At 61.2% G+C, this 13,581-nt stretch carries 12 protein-coding genes and 1 pseudogene; 4 read left to right on the forward strand and 9 right to left on the reverse strand.

The window, feature by feature from the left end:
• Positions 1 to 55: 55 nt before the first annotated feature.
• The 4 genes from PSH87_RS20120 to PSH87_RS20135 all read right to left on the reverse strand — a co-directional run bounded on the left by PSH87_RS20120 (position 56) and on the right by PSH87_RS20135 (position 3,924).
• Positions 56 to 685, reverse strand: coding sequence for a C40 family peptidase (locus PSH87_RS20120; RefSeq protein ID WP_026136507.1), 630 nt, complete (start codon positions 683 to 685; stop codon positions 56 to 58).
• 213 nt (positions 686 to 898) lie between these two features.
• Positions 899 to 1,603, reverse strand: a complete 705-nt coding sequence (hda, locus tag PSH87_RS20125; protein ID WP_017734631.1) for a DnaA regulatory inactivator Hda — start codon at positions 1,601 to 1,603, stop codon at positions 899 to 901.
• A 194-nt stretch (positions 1,604 to 1,797) separates the two neighbouring features.
• On the reverse strand, positions 1,798 to 2,871 hold the full coding sequence (locus PSH87_RS20130; RefSeq protein ID WP_017734630.1) for an AI-2E family transporter: 1,074 nt from the start codon (positions 2,869 to 2,871) through the stop codon (positions 1,798 to 1,800).
• 36 nt (positions 2,872 to 2,907) lie between these two features.
• Positions 2,908 to 3,924 carry a DUF2066 domain-containing protein gene (locus PSH87_RS20135; protein WP_305430829.1) on the reverse strand — a complete coding sequence of 339 codons (1,017 nt, stop codon included), beginning with the start codon at positions 3,922 to 3,924 and terminating at the stop codon, positions 2,908 to 2,910.
• Positions 3,925 to 4,280: 356 nt separating this feature from the next.
• On the opposite strand from PSH87_RS20135, the gene purM reads away from it, so the two are divergent.
• The 4 genes from purM to PSH87_RS20155 all read left to right on the forward strand — a co-directional run bounded on the left by purM (position 4,281) and on the right by PSH87_RS20155 (position 7,255).
• On the forward strand, positions 4,281 to 5,339 hold the full coding sequence (gene purM / locus PSH87_RS20140; RefSeq protein ID WP_005790182.1) for a phosphoribosylformylglycinamidine cyclo-ligase: 1,059 nt from the start codon (positions 4,281 to 4,283) through the stop codon (positions 5,337 to 5,339).
• Entirely contained in the window at positions 5,339 to 5,989 is a 651-nt protein-coding gene (purN, locus tag PSH87_RS20145) for a phosphoribosylglycinamide formyltransferase (protein ID WP_017734628.1), read from the forward strand. Before purM ends, purN begins: the two co-directional genes overlap by 1 nt.
• An 8-nt stretch (positions 5,990 to 5,997) precedes the next feature.
• The gene (locus PSH87_RS20150; RefSeq protein WP_017734627.1) at positions 5,998 to 6,711 is read left to right on the forward strand and encodes a DUF3108 domain-containing protein; all 714 of its coding nucleotides are present in this window, start codon (positions 5,998 to 6,000) and stop codon (positions 6,709 to 6,711) included.
• A 355-nt stretch (positions 6,712 to 7,066) separates the two neighbouring features.
• The gene (locus PSH87_RS20155) at positions 7,067 to 7,255 is read left to right on the forward strand and encodes a hypothetical protein (protein ID WP_017734626.1); all 189 of its coding nucleotides are present in this window, start codon (positions 7,067 to 7,069) and stop codon (positions 7,253 to 7,255) included.
• 113 nt (positions 7,256 to 7,368) lie between these two features.
• Here the strand turns inward: PSH87_RS20155 and PSH87_RS20160 are convergent, their stop codons facing one another.
• The 5 genes and pseudogenes from PSH87_RS20160 to cysM form a co-directional block, all read right to left on the reverse strand.
• On the reverse strand, positions 7,369 to 7,914 hold the full coding sequence (locus PSH87_RS20160) for a DUF2058 domain-containing protein (RefSeq protein WP_017734625.1): 546 nt from the start codon (positions 7,912 to 7,914) through the stop codon (positions 7,369 to 7,371).
• 25 nt (positions 7,915 to 7,939) lie between these two features.
• Positions 7,940 to 8,773, reverse strand: coding sequence for a nucleoside triphosphate pyrophosphohydrolase (gene mazG, locus PSH87_RS20165; protein ID WP_207045299.1), 834 nt, complete (start codon positions 8,771 to 8,773; stop codon positions 7,940 to 7,942).
• 148 nt (positions 8,774 to 8,921) lie between these two features.
• Positions 8,922 to 11,167 (reverse strand): annotated as a pseudogene (gene relA / locus PSH87_RS20170) (GTP diphosphokinase).
• Positions 11,168 to 11,289: 122 nt separating this feature from the next.
• A complete protein-coding gene (rlmD, locus tag PSH87_RS20175; RefSeq protein ID WP_305430830.1) occupies positions 11,290 to 12,642 on the reverse strand; it encodes a 23S rRNA (uracil(1939)-C(5))-methyltransferase RlmD in 1,353 nt (450 codons plus the stop codon).
• Entirely contained in the window at positions 12,642 to 13,544 is a 903-nt protein-coding gene (gene cysM / locus PSH87_RS20180) for a cysteine synthase CysM (RefSeq protein WP_305430831.1), read from the reverse strand. Before cysM ends, rlmD begins: the two co-directional genes overlap by 1 nt.
• Positions 13,545 to 13,581 lie beyond the last annotated feature (37 nt).

Raw genomic sequence — 13,581 nt, forward strand, 5'->3', positions numbered from 1 at the left:
ACAATGTCCAGGGATTCTAGCGCTTACACGTCAAACTTCAAGTATCACTTTAAGTTTACTTGCTAGCGGTAACCGTGGTCGGGGCCATGGCGAGTGCGCGCTTGGCTTCGATGAAGGTTTTGCTCCAGTAGCTGTCGCCCAGGTTGTCGACGCGAACACCGCCACTGCGACGGCTGCTGGAGTGGATAAACTGGTTATCGCCCAGGTAGATACCGGCATGGCTTACGCGACCACGGCCAGCCGTACTGAAGAAAAGCAGATCACCGGGCTTGAGGTTGTTGCGCGCGACCAACGGTGCATTCACGTTGATCATCTCGCGAGTGGAGCGTGGCAGGTTCATGCCCGCTTCTTCACGAAACAGGTAGCCGATGAAACCGCTGCAGTCGAAACCGGCTTCAGAGGTACCGCCGAAACGGTAACGGGTACCGATCAGGGACATGCCGCGTTCGAGGATGCTGTCGGCCAGGACGGGAAGCTGGTAAGGCTTGTTGCCGGCGAAGGCGCCCAGTTCCTTTTCAGTCGCCAGCTCTTCTTCATAAACAGAAGCAGACTGTGCAGCGACGAATTTTGCCTGATTTTGAACCTGGGGTTTTTGCTGCTCAACCACCTGTTGAGGGTGGGAGGCGCAACCAAACAACAGGGTAACGAGTGCGAGAGGCACGAGGGGTGCGAAGCGATTTAGCATGGGCACGACCGTGGCTGATGTGTAAAGAAGCCGAGACTATGCCCTCTATCACATCGATTTGCAAATTCAATCGTGATCTATGTGACTTCTTGTTTGGACTATGACATCTAAGCCCTTAACACCCTATACGCGCCTTTTGCGTGGCCAAAGCGGCCCAAACGCAGGTTTTCTGGCGCCTGGAATTTGCCGAAAGCCCCGAAAACAAAGGGCTGGCTACCAGCCGAGGGTTTCCTTGAGGAAGGGAATGGTCAGCTTGCGCTGGGCCTGCAAGGAGGCCTGATCGAGCTGTTCGAGCAAATCGAACAACGCGCTCATGCTGCGGGTGCCGCGAGTCAGGATAAAGTGCCCCACTTCGTCAGTGAGGTGCAGGCCGCGACGGGATGCACGCAATTGCAGGGCGCGCAGCTTGTCTTCGTCGGAGAGCGGGCGCATCTGGAAGATCAGGGCCAGAGTCAGGCGCGACTTGAGGTCAGCCAGCTTCACCGGCAGCTCGCGCGGCGAGGTCGATGCGGCGATCAACAAGCGCCGGCCGCTGTCCCGCAGGCGGTTGAACAGATGGAACAGCGCCTCTTCCCACTCCGCCTTGCCGGCAATCGCCTGCAGGTCGTCCAGGCAGACCAGCTCGTATTGCTCAAGGTGATCGAAGATGCCGATGCCACGGTCCATCAATTCAGCCAACGGCAGGTAGACCGCCGCTTCGCCCATCTGCTCAAAGCGCAGGCACGCGGCCTGCAGCAGGTGAGTACGCCCTACGCCGTGTTTGCCCCACAGATAGATCAGGCTTTCGGTCCACCCGGCGTCGGCTTCGCATAGCCGCTCGACATAGCCGAGTGCAGCGGCATTGGCGCCTGGGTAGTAGTTGATAAAGGTGGCGTCGTCACGCAGACGCACACCCAAGGGCAGCTGAATCGGTTTCATGCTGACTGAACGGCTCCAAACGAACCGCTAGTGGCCTCTGTGTAAAGTTTGCAAAGTTTATACCCGTGACGCCGGGCGCACAATGCAGCAGACCACAAGCAAAATCAAAGGTTTGCGTTAACTCGCCGGTTTTGCGCAAATTGTTTGACACCCGAAACAACAAACCCGGCCAGGCCGGGTTTGTGACAGAAGGTTTACAGATCGGGGTCTTCGACCCCCGTGTACACATCCGAATCCTTGTACAGATCATGCACATGGCGCACCAGCACCATAATCACCGCCGCCACCGGCAGTGCCAGCAAGATGCCAGTAAAGCCGAACAGCTCGCCGCCCGCCAGGATCGCAAAGATCACCGCCACCGGGTGCAGGCCGATCCGGTCCCCCACCAACAGCGGTGTGAGCACCATGCCTTCCAAGGCCTGACCGACCATAAACACCGCGACAATCCCCAGCATCGGGTACAGGTCGCCGCCAAACTGGAACAGCCCCGCCACCAGCGCCGCGCCGATACCGATCACAAAGCCCATGTACGGCACGATGGCCGCCAGACCTGCAATCAGGCCAATCAACAGGCCCAGCTCCAGGCCGATTGCCATCAGGCCCGCCGCGTAGATGATCCCCAGGGCCAGCATCACCAGCAACTGCCCACGCACGAACGCACCAAGCACTTCGTGGCATTCCTCCGCCAGGGAGACGATGCGCTCCTCGCGATTGCGCGGCAGCAGGCTGCGGATCTTGGCCATCATGATGTCCCAGTCACGCAGCAGGTAGAACGCGACTACCGGGATCAGCACCAGGTTGGTCAACCAGCCGATCAGCGCCAGGCTGGACGCCGTGGCCTGGCTGAGCACCACACCGACAATATCGGTGGTCTGGCCCATATGCTCGCTGATCGCGGCCTTGACCTTGTCGAACTTCCAGAAACCATCCGACAACCCCAACTTGGCCTGGGCCCACGGCATCGCCGTGTGCTGCAACCAGTCGAGCATCTGCGGCGCCAGCTCATACAGACGGAACAGCTGCTTGGCCAGCATCGGCACCAGTACCAGCACCAGGGCCGTGATGATCAAGGTAAACAGGGCGAACACCGCCACCACGCCCCAGGTGCGTGACAGGCCGGCTTTCTCCAGGCGATCCACCACCGGATCGAACAGATAGGCCAACAGCAACGCAACCAGGAACGGCGTCAGGATCGAATGCAGCAAGAACACAAATGCACACAGCAGGACAATCCCGCCAATCCACACCCAACGACGCGTATCCGCCATAAACCACTCCATTGCTTCTATATAAGGAAGAACTTTCTACCAATGAAAGCGCAGTTGCGCCTGAGGCTCCGGGGCACCACCCGCCGCGACCGGCACTTCACCCGGCGCAACCTCCTGCAACTTGGCCAGGCCCAACTGGCTGCGCAACTGCTCGGCACTGCCATGGACCCGGTAAACAATGCGATTGCCATCTACCAACAGTGGCTGGCCACCGAACGGTTCAAGCAGATGCCCGAGGGCGGCGTAGCGCTCCAGCGTCATGCCCTGCACTTCCAGCAGTTGCTCGGCGCTGACGCCGGGCTTGACTGCAAAGCGCGGCGCCAGCTTCTGGCTCACCGCGAGCATCACGGCATCCGCCACAGCTGCGGTATCGGCGCCCTGCACGCTGCCCTGCTCGCTCTTGTCGCCCAACCACAACCGCCACTTGGCCTGCCATTGGCTGCCTTCCTGGCGTGCATGCACCGCCAGCAAGGCATCCGCGCCGTAGCGCTCGGAGGCGGCGCGCAGTGGCGTGGCATCGGCGCCTTCCAGATTCGGCGCGGTGGCGACCACCTGTTCATCCAGATCCCCCAACGGCAGGCGCAACGGCAAGCCACGGTGTTGCGCTGCACGGCGCAAGGCCTGGGCGACGCTTTGACCGTCGCCCACCAGGCTGCTGCCTTCGGTGGAGTCGTTCAGCCACCAGCCGAGGATCGACGGCCGATTGCTGCCCCAGATCGACAGGCCGGCGTCACGCAAGGCACGGTCGGTGCTCACCGGGTCGAAATCCACTTGCAGGCTCTCGGGCGGGCCGGCGTCGTAGCCGTATTGGCTGATGATTTGTTGCGGGTCCTTGCGAATCGCCGCCAGGCCAGGGCCGTCGGCCGCCTTGGCGTCGCCGGTGAGGCGGATGACCAGGGTCTGCACGGCGCGCTGGGTCGCCTGGTCGCGCTCTTGTGGCGACTGGCTGCTGACCGGTTCAAGTACTTGATAGAGGCCATTGAGGGTTTCGGCATGACTCGCCAGGCTGACCAACGACAAGCAGCCTACAAAGAAGAATTTACACAGACGCATGAAAGATTCCCGAACGACAAATTTAGCGGCTGGAACAGACCGCGTGAACTCGGTTGCGCAAGGCTGTGACCACAGCGACCGGTAAAACATTCACAGGGTCTTGGTAAGTTTTCGTACTGTCATAACGATAGCGGGTTCAAGGCTATACCTTAATACGCACCAAGGCAGAGCCGATTAGCATTTTTTTAATCGGCTTTTTTAAGCTATATCGCCCTGCCCGTCGGCCCGAGGATGGCCGCTGCCCCTCAAGCCTGATAAAATCGCGCGCCTTCGCAGACCGTCAACGGCTGGGCCTTTTACCAAAAGCGCCTGCCCGCTCGGTCGTTACCCCTGAATCCCCCCTAAAGGCCTGGATCATGAGCAAGCAACCCTCCCTGAGCTACAAGGACGCCGGTGTAGACATCGACGCCGGTGAAGCATTGGTCGAACGCATCAAGAGCGTCGCCAAGCGCACTGCGCGCCCCGAAGTCATGGGCGGCCTGGGCGGTTTTGGCGCCCTCTGCGAGATCCCGGCTGGCTACAAACAGCCTGTGCTGGTCTCCGGCACCGACGGCGTGGGCACCAAGCTGCGCCTGGCACTGAACCTGAACAAGCACGACAGCATCGGCATCGACCTGGTGGCCATGTGCGTCAATGACCTGGTGGTGTGCGGCGCCGAGCCGTTGTTCTTCCTGGACTACTACGCCACCGGCAAGCTCAACGTCGAGACCGCTACCCAGGTAGTGACCGGCATTGGTGCTGGCTGCGAACTGTCCGGCTGCTCCCTGGTCGGCGGCGAAACCGCTGAAATGCCAGGCATGTACGAAGGCGAAGACTACGACCTGGCCGGCTTCTGCGTCGGTGTTGTCGAAAAAGCCGAAATCATCGACGGCTCCAAGGTTGCCGCCGGTGACGCCCTGCTCGCCCTGCCATCGTCCGGCCCGCACTCCAACGGCTACTCGCTGATCCGCAAGATCATCGAAGTGTCCGGCGCCGACATCGAGAACATCCAGCTCGACGGCAAGCCACTGACCGACCTGCTGATGGCCCCGACCCGCATCTACGTCAAGCCTCTGCTCAAGCTGATCAAGGACACTGGCGCAGTTAAAGCCATGGCCCACATCACCGGCGGCGGCCTGCTGGACAACATCCCGCGCGTGCTGCCAAAAGGCGCCCAGGCCATCGTCGACGTGGCCAGCTGGCAGCGTCCTGCGGTCTTCGACTGGCTGCAAGAGAAAGGCAACGTCAACGAAACCGAGATGCACCGCGTGCTGAACTGCGGCGTGGGCATGGTCATCTGCGTGGCGCAAGAGCACGTTGAAACCGCGCTGAACGTCCTGCGTGAAGCGGGCGAGCAGCCTTGGGTCATCGGCCAGATCGCCACTGCTCCAGAAGGCGCAGCCCAGGTCGAACTGAAGAACCTCAAGGCTCATTGATGTCCCAGACCTGTGATGTCGTGGTGCTGCTCTCCGGCACCGGCAGTAACTTGCAGGCCCTGATCGACAGCACGCGCACCGGCGACAGCCCGGTGCGCATCGCTGCGGTGATCTCCAACCGCAGCGACGCCTACGGCCTGCAACGCGCCAGGGACGCGGGTATCGACACCCGCTCCCTGGATCACAAGGCTTTCGAGGGCCGCGAGGCCTTCGATGCCGCCTTGATCGAACTGATCGACGCCTTCAACCCCAAACTCGTGGTCCTGGCCGGCTTCATGCGCATCCTCAGCGCTGATTTCGTGCGCCACTACGACGGGCGCCTGCTCAATATCCACCCTTCCCTGCTGCCCAAGTACAAAGGCATGCACACGCACCAGCGGGCGCTCGACGCCGGCGACAGCGAGCATGGCTGCAGCGTGCACTTCGTCACCGAGGAACTCGATGGCGGGCCTCTGGTCGTACAGGCAGTGGTTCCGGTAGAGTCTGACGACTCGGCGCAGACCCTTGCGCAACGGGTTCACACCCAGGAACACAGGATTTACCCGTTGGCTGTACGCTGGTTTGCCGAGGGGCGGTTGATTCTTGGTGACCAGGGTGCATTATTGGACGGTCAGTTACTCGCGGCCAGCGGCCACTTGATTCGAACCTAGGAGATTTTATGCGTCGCGCCTTGCTCTTCGCTTTTGCTCTGTTTGCCTTGCCTGCGGTGCAAGCGGCAGACCTTCACCCTTTCTCCGTCAGCTACACCGCCGACTGGAAACAGTTGCCCATGAGTGGCTCGGCTGAACGCAGCCTGGCCAAGAATGGCGATGGCACCTGGACCTTGAACTTCAAGGCTTCGATGATGATCGCCAGCCTGACCGAAACCAGCGTGATCCTGTTTGACAAGGACACCCTGCAACCGAAGAGCTACACCTTCGAACGCGGCGGCCTGGGCAAGGCGAAGAAGATCAACCTGGACTTCGACCAGACCGCGAAGAAAGTCACCGGTTTTGAAAACAAGGACCCGGTCAACGTGGCGCTGCAAAGCGGCATGCTCGACAAGTCGACCTACCAGCTGGCCCTGCAACGTGACGTGGCCGCCGGCAAGAAAAGCATGAGCTACAACGTGGTGGAAGGTACCGACGTCGACACCTACGACTTCCGCGTGATCGGCCCGGAAAAGGTCCAGACCAAGGTCGGTTCCATTGACGCGATCAAGGTTGAGCGCGTGCGCGACCCGACGCAAAGCAAGCGCATTACCCAGATGTGGTTTGCCAAGGACCAGGGCGGCATTCTGGTTGCACTGCGTCAGGTAGAAACTGACGGCAAGGAATACAACATCATGCTGCAAGACGGCACCGTTGACGGCAAGGCTGTCAAAGGGAGCTGATGAGCTGGTGAATCAAAAAAAGAGCCTCGCGGAATGCGGGGTTTTTTTTCGTCTGCGGATTCAATTTAGAAGCTTCTGGCGCTATCGCAGGCAAGCCAGCTCCCACAGTTGGAATGCATTTCCCTGTGGGAGCTGGCTTGCCTGCGATGGCGGTAGCGGCCTCACAACATGAAACTTCTGTCATAAAACTCCAGCCCCCAAAACACAAACCCCCAATTCTCAAGGCCTGCAGCACTGTTGCAGTTCCTGCAATGAATAGTTGCGCGAAAAGTCGGTTTACTTAGCAAGCTAACAAAACATATAAAAGAGGCCTGCGACGACTTGCCGCAGACCCACCAGAGATTGGAGCAAGCAGATGACTGTAAAAGTAACTGAACGCGACGATGCACACATGTCCCACGAAGCGCTGGGCCATGGGATTCACATCTGGGATGTACACCAACAAGACCTGCTGGTCGGCATGTTTCACAACGAGAGTGACGCTCACAATTATAAGAACGAGCTGGAGTCGCTTGAGATGAAACGTCAGGCAGAAAGCTCCTGAGTATTCGTAGAATTTAGGTACACCATTGTGGCGAGCGAGCAAGCTCGCTCGCCACATGGGTACCTATCAACAAAAACCCCGCCTTTTGAGCGGGGTTTGTTGTTTCTACAGCCTTACCACATCAGATCGTCAGGGATCTGGTAGGCGGCGTACGGATCATCCTCATCCGGCACCTGGCTTTCCGTGAGGATATTGAGCTGCACGATACGCTCTGGCGCGCGCTCCTGGATCTTCAGCGCCGCTTCACGCGGGATCACCTCGTAACTGCCACCGTGGTGCACGATCGCCAGGGAGCCGTTGCTCAGCTTGTTGCGCATCAAGGTGTTGACCGACAGGCGCTTGACCTTCTTGTCATCGACAAAGTTGTAGTAGTCCTCGGTGGTCAGCTTGGGCAGGCGCGAGGTCTCGATCAGTTGCTTGACCTGGGCCGTGCGGGCCTTTGCCTCGGCTTTTTCCTGCTGCTGGCGGTTCAGTTCTTGGTCGCGCTTGACCTTCTCGGCCTGCGCTTCCTGGGCCAAACGAGCCTGGGTGTCATCGGCCTCGATCTGGCCCTTGTGGACCAGGCGCTGCTGCTTCTGTTTCTCTTTGCCGACCTGCTTGGCCTGCTTTTGGTTGACCAGACCTGCTTTGAGCAACTGATCGCGAAGGGAAATGCTCATGGTGCTTACTCACTTAGGCAGCCGCTCAACCGCAGCTGGACATGTTCTTTTCCTGGCGTTTGGCTTCGCCCCACAGGGCGTCCAACGTTTCGAGGGTGCAATCTTCTATGGGTTGATGCGTGTCGCGCAATGCCTGTTCGATAAATCGGAAACGTCGCTCGAACTTGGCATTGGCGCCACGCAGCGCGGTTTCCGGGTCAACCTTGAGGTGGCGGGCCAGGTTGACCGCAGCAAACAGCAGGTCACCGACTTCATCGGCGATCGCGGCCGGGTCGTTATCGGCCATGGCTTCGAGCACTTCATCGAGCTCTTCGCGCACGTTGTCGACCACCGGCAAGGCGGATGGCCAGTCAAAGCCGACCTGACTGGCGCGCTTTTGCAGCTTGGCCGCGCGGGACAGGGACGGTAGCGCTGTGGGCACATCATCGAGTAGGGACAATTGCTCCGGCGCATCGGATTTTTCCGCACGCTCCTCGGCCTTGATCTGCTCCCAACGTTCCTTGACCTGCTCTTCGCTCAGTTGCGGGATATCCAGCGGCGCATACAGGTCACCGGTGGGAAACACGTGGGGATGGCGACGGATCAGCTTGCGCGTGATGCTGTCGATCACCCCGGCGAATTCGAAACGCCCTTCTTCCCGCGCCAGCTGGCTGTAATACACCACCTGGAACAACAGGTCGCCCAACTCGCCTTGCAGGTGATCGAAATCACCGCGCTCGATGGCGTCGGCGACTTCGTAGGCTTCTTCCAGGGTGTGCGGGACGATGGTGGCGTAGGTTTGCTTGATGTCCCACGGGCAACCGTATTGCGGGTCGCGCAGGCGGTTCATCAGGTGCAGCAGGTCATCTAGTGAATACATCGGTCAATCTCTGCCCATTTTCTGGAACCGCTGGAAACTCAATGTGGGAGCTGGCTTGCCTGCGATAGCATCGCCTCGGTATCACTGAAATACCGAGGTGTCTGCATCGCAGGCAAGCCAGCTCCCACAGAAGCCCGGAGCCCACACTTCAAGGTGTGCGGTTACGCCGCGTCTCAATGATGTTCGGCAACTGGGAAATCCGCCCCAACAACCTTCCCAACGCGTCCAACCCCGGGATCTCGATGGTCAGGGACATCAGCGCGGTGTTGTCCTCTTTGTTCGAGCGGGTGTTGACCGCCAGCACGTTGATCCGCTCATTGAGCAGCACTTGCGACACATCCCGCGCAGCAAGCCGGAACGATCGTAGGCGCGAATCACAATGTCCACCGGATAGGTAAGCACCGGCACCGGTCCCCAGCTGACCTGGATGATCCGCTCCGGCTCGCGCCCGCCCAGTTGCAGCACCGAGGCGCAGTCCTGGCGGTGAATGCTCACGCCACGGCCCTGGGTGATGTAGCCGACGATGGCGTCGCCCGGCAACGGCTGGCAGCAGCCGGCCATTTGCGTCATCAGGTTGCCCACGCCCTGGATCTGGATATCGCCACGCTTGCCGGGCTTGTAGCCGGTGGCTTTGCGTGGGATCAGCTCCAGTTGCTCGCTGCCGCGTTCCGGCTCGACCAGCTGTTGCGCCAGGTTGACCAGTTGCGCCAGGCGCAGGTCGCCGGCACCGAGGGCGGCGAACATGTCTTCGGCGATCTTCATGTTGGCCTTTTCGGCCAGCTTGTCGAAGTCCACCTGCGGCAGGCCAAGGCGTGCCAGTTCGCGTTCGAGCAGGGTCTTGCCGGCGGCGACGTTCTGGTCGCGCGCCTGCAACTTGAACCAGTGGACGATCTTCGCCCGCGCCCGCGACGTGGTGATGTAGCCCAGGTTCGGGTTCAGCCAGTCGCGGCTCGGCGTGCCATGCTTGCTGGTGATGATCTCGACCTGTTCACCGGTTTGCAGGCTGTAGTTGAGCGGCACGATGCGCCCGTTGATCTTGGCGCCCCGGCAGTTGTGGCCGATCTCGGTGTGCACGCGGTAGGCGAAGTCCAGCGGCGTCGCGCCCTTGGGCAAGTCGATGGCGTGGCCGTCGGGGGTGAAGATGTAGACCCGGTCCGGCTCGATATCCACCCGCAGCTGTTCGGCGAGGCCGCCGATGTCGCCGAGTTCTTCGTGCCATTCCAGCACTTGGCGCAGCCAGGAGATTTTCTCTTCGTACTGGTTGGACCCGGCCTTGACGTCGGTGCCCTTGTAGCGCCAGTGCGCGCACACGCCCAGCTCGGCCTCTTCGTGCATGGCGTGGGTGCGGATCTGCACTTCCAGCACCTTGCCTTCGGGGCCGATCACGGCGGTGTGCAGCGAGCGGTAGCCGTTCTCCTTGGGGTTGGCGATGTAGTCGTCAAACTCCTTGGGAATGTGCCGCCACAACGTGTGGACGATGCCCAGCGCGGTATAGCAGTCGCGCATTTCCGGCACCAGCACCCGCACGGCGCGCACGTCGTAGATCTGGCTGAAGGCCAGGCCCTTGCGCTGCATTTTGCGCCAGATGGAATAGATGTGTTTGGCCCGGCCGCTGATGTCGGCATCCACGCCGGTGGCTTGCAGCTCGGCGCGCAACTGGCCCATCACGTCGCTGATAAAGCGCTCGCGATCGAGCCGCCGCTCATGCAGCAGCGTGGCGATCTGTTTGTATTGGTCGGGTTCGAGGTAGCGGAAGGACAAGTCCTCCAGCTCCCACTTGATATGGCCGATACCCAGGCGATGGGCCAGCGGCGCGTAGATGTCGAAGACCTCGCGGGCGACGCGGTTGCGCTTTTCGTCGTCGGCGGTCTTCACCGCACGGATCGCGCAGGTGCGTTCGGCCAGCTTGATCAGGGCGACGCGCACGTCGTCGACCATCGCCACCAGCATCTTGCGCAGGTTCTCGACCTGACCCTGGGTGCCCAGCACCATCGACTGGCGCGGGCTGAGGCTGGCGCTGATGGCGGCCATGCGCAGCACGCCGTCGATCAGCTTGGCCACCACGGCGCCGAAACGCTGGCTGACCAGCGGCAACGCGATATGCCCTTCACGCACGCCGCGATAGAGCACGGCGGCGATCAGCGAATCCTGGTCCAGTTTGAGGTCAGCGAGGATCTCGGCGATTTCAAGCCCGGTGCGAAAGCTGGAAGTGCCTTCGGCCCACAGGTTCTTCGCCGCATTGTCCTGCTGCTCAGCCTCACGCGCGAACTCGCAGGCCGCTTTCAACGCTTCACGGTCCAGTGCCGGATCGACACTGATGGCATGGTCCAGCCATGCCTCCAGGTTGATACTGCCGTCGGTGTTGATCGGCTGGTGTGCTCTCACCTGTACCATCTTTCTTACCTTCCCTACGACGCACCTTTGATGCGCCAAAATCATCGCCGACCTTTTACTGCGAACTCCCTGGCAGGTCACAGGCCCTGGAGAACGCAGGCCGGTCGGATTGAACGGGCATCCTAGCCCGCTTCAAATAACGCCATGGCCTCGACATGCGCGGTTTGCGGAAACATGTCGAGGATCCCGGCACGTTTTAGCCGGTAGCCTTGCTTGACCAACTCAACCGTGTCCCGCGCCAGCGTCGCTGGGTTGCAGGACACATACACCAGGCGCTTGGCGCCCAGGGTAGCGAGCTTGCGCACAATCTCTTGGGCACCGTCACGGGGTGGGTCCAAGAGTACCGCAGAAAAGCCCTGTTTGGCCCATTCTGCGTCGGTCAAAGGCTGGGACAAATCGGCCTGAAAAAACTGCGCATTATGCAAATTGTTGCTGACGGCATTGAGGGCCGCCCGGTCCACCATGGTCTGCACACCTTCCACCGCCACCACTTCGCGCACTTGCTTGGCGAGTGGCAGGGCAAAGTTGCCCAGGCCGCAAAACAGGTCCAGCACCCGCTCGTCGGGTTGTGGCGCCAGCCATTCCAGGGCCTGGGCCACCATCGCGGCGTTGACCCCCGCGTTGACTTGCACGAAATCCCCTGGACGGTAGGCCAGTTGCAGATCCCACTGCTCCAAACGGAAACCCAGCACCGCATCGGCGTCCACCGGCTCCGGCTGGCCCTCGCCATGCAGCCACAACTGGGCTTCATGGAAAGTACAAAATTCTTGCAGCACTTGCAGGTCCGCTGCCGACAACGGCGCCATATGCCGCAGCAACACGGCGATGGACGTACCGCTGAACAGCTCCACATGCCCCAAGGCCTTCGGATTGCTCAAGCGGCGCAGCATGTTCGGCAGGCGCTGCATGATCGGTTGCAAGGCTTGTACCAGCACCGGGCAATCGTCGATGGCGACGATGTCCTGGCTGGCAACCGCGCGAAAACCCACTTCCAGGTGTTTCGCCTTGGCGTCCCAGCGCACGGCCACACGGGCGCGGCGGCGGTAGCCGAATTCTGGCCCGCTCAACGGCGCAGCCCATTCTTGCGGTTCGACACCGGCCACGCGCGACAGTTGCTCGGCGAGCATGCGCTGTTTCAGGGCAAGCTGTTCGCTATGGGACAAGTGCTGCACGCTGCAACCGCCACAGCGGCCGACGTGGGCGCACGGCGCCGGGCGGCGCAGTTCGCTGGCCTTGAACACGCGCTCGGTGCGCGCCTCGACCACTTTGCCGTGGGCGCCCAACACCCGCGCTTCGACTTCTTCGCCGGCCAGCGCGCCATTGACAAACCAGGTGCGGCCTTCGAAAAACACGATGCCACGGCCGTCATTGGCCAGGCGTTCGATGGTCAGGCGTTGTTTCTTGCCTACGGGAATCTGCGGGGCGCGGCTGCCGCCCGTCGGTTGGAAGCGCAGGCCTCTCTCGTGCTTGGCCATCAGTTGGGTTCGTCGAAAATGCCGGTCGACAAGTAACGGTCGCCACGGTCACAGATGATCGCGACGATCACCGCATTTTCCACTTCCTGGGACAAGCGCAACATACCGGCCACGGCGCCACCGGAGGACACGCCGCAGAAGATGCCTTCTTCACGGGCCAGGCGGCGCGTGGTGTCTTCGGCTTCACGCTGGGCCATGTCGATGATGCGGTCCACGCGGGTCGCGCTGTAGATCTTCGGCAGGTACTCTTCGGGCCAGCGGCGGATACCCGGGATGGCCGCGCCTTCCATCGGTTGCAGGCCGACGATCTGGATCGCCGGGTTCTGCTCCTTGAGGTAGCGCGAGTTGCCCATGATGGTGCCGGTGGTGCCCATGGAGCTGACGAAGTGGGTGATGGTGCCGCCGGTCTGGCGCCAGATTTCCGGGCCAGTGCTGGTGTAATGCGCCTCGGGATTGTCACCGTTGGCGAACTGGTCCAGCACCTGGCCACGGCCTTCGGCGGCCATGCGCTCGGCGAGGTCGCGGGCGCCTTCCATGCCCTCTTCCTGGGTCACCAGCACCAACTCGGCGCCATAGGCGGTCATCGCCGCCTTGCGCTCGGCGCTGCCGTTGTCGGGCATGATCAGCACCATCTTGTAACCCTTGATCGCGGCGGCCATGGCCAGGGCGATCCCGGTGTTACCCGAGGTGGCTTCGATCAGGGTGTCGCCAGGCTTGATCTGCCCGCGCAACTCGGCGCGGGTGATCATCGACAGCGCCGGGCGGTCTTTTACCGAACCGGCCGGGTTGTTCCCTTCGAGCTTGAGCAACAGGGTATTGCTGGTTTCACCCGCCATGCGTTGCAAGCGGACCAGGGGCGTGTTGCCGACGCAGTCGGCGATTGTAGGGTACTGCAAGGTCATGGCGTATTCGCAATCCAGACTGCGGGGGCGAACATCA

Source organism: Pseudomonas sp. FP453 (assembly GCF_030687495.1).
GTDB lineage: Bacteria > Pseudomonadota > Gammaproteobacteria > Pseudomonadales > Pseudomonadaceae > Aquipseudomonas.

What these genes read in the sequence shown, in the direction of transcription:
- PSH87_RS20135 (WP_305430829.1), bottom strand. Translation starts at nt 3,924, where the DNA reads ATGCGTCTGTGTAAATTCTTCTTTGTAGGCTGCTTGTCGTTGGTCAGC.
- PSH87_RS20160 (WP_017734625.1), bottom strand. Translation starts at nt 7,914, where the DNA reads ATGAGCATTTCCCTTCGCGATCAGTTGCTCAAAGCAGGTCTGGTCAAC.
- purN (WP_017734628.1), top strand. Translation starts at nt 5,339, where the DNA reads ATGTCCCAGACCTGTGATGTCGTGGTGCTGCTCTCCGGCACCGGCAGT.
- rlmD (WP_305430830.1), bottom strand. Translation starts at nt 12,642, where the DNA reads ATGGCCAAGCACGAGAGAGGCCTGCGCTTCCAACCGACGGGCGGCAGC.
- PSH87_RS20120 (WP_026136507.1), bottom strand. Translation starts at nt 685, where the DNA reads ATGCTAAATCGCTTCGCACCCCTCGTGCCTCTCGCACTCGTTACCCTG.
- purM (WP_005790182.1), top strand. Translation starts at nt 4,281, where the DNA reads ATGAGCAAGCAACCCTCCCTGAGCTACAAGGACGCCGGTGTAGACATC.
- hda (WP_017734631.1), bottom strand. Translation starts at nt 1,603, where the DNA reads ATGAAACCGATTCAGCTGCCCTTGGGTGTGCGTCTGCGTGACGACGCC.
- cysM (WP_305430831.1), bottom strand. Translation starts at nt 13,544, where the DNA reads ATGACCTTGCAGTACCCTACAATCGCCGACTGCGTCGGCAACACGCCC.
- PSH87_RS20150 (WP_017734627.1), top strand. Translation starts at nt 5,998, where the DNA reads ATGCGTCGCGCCTTGCTCTTCGCTTTTGCTCTGTTTGCCTTGCCTGCG.
- PSH87_RS20130 (WP_017734630.1), bottom strand. Translation starts at nt 2,871, where the DNA reads ATGGCGGATACGCGTCGTTGGGTGTGGATTGGCGGGATTGTCCTGCTG.
- PSH87_RS20155 (WP_017734626.1), top strand. Translation starts at nt 7,067, where the DNA reads ATGACTGTAAAAGTAACTGAACGCGACGATGCACACATGTCCCACGAA.
- mazG (WP_207045299.1), bottom strand. Translation starts at nt 8,773, where the DNA reads ATGTATTCACTAGATGACCTGCTGCACCTGATGAACCGCCTGCGCGAC.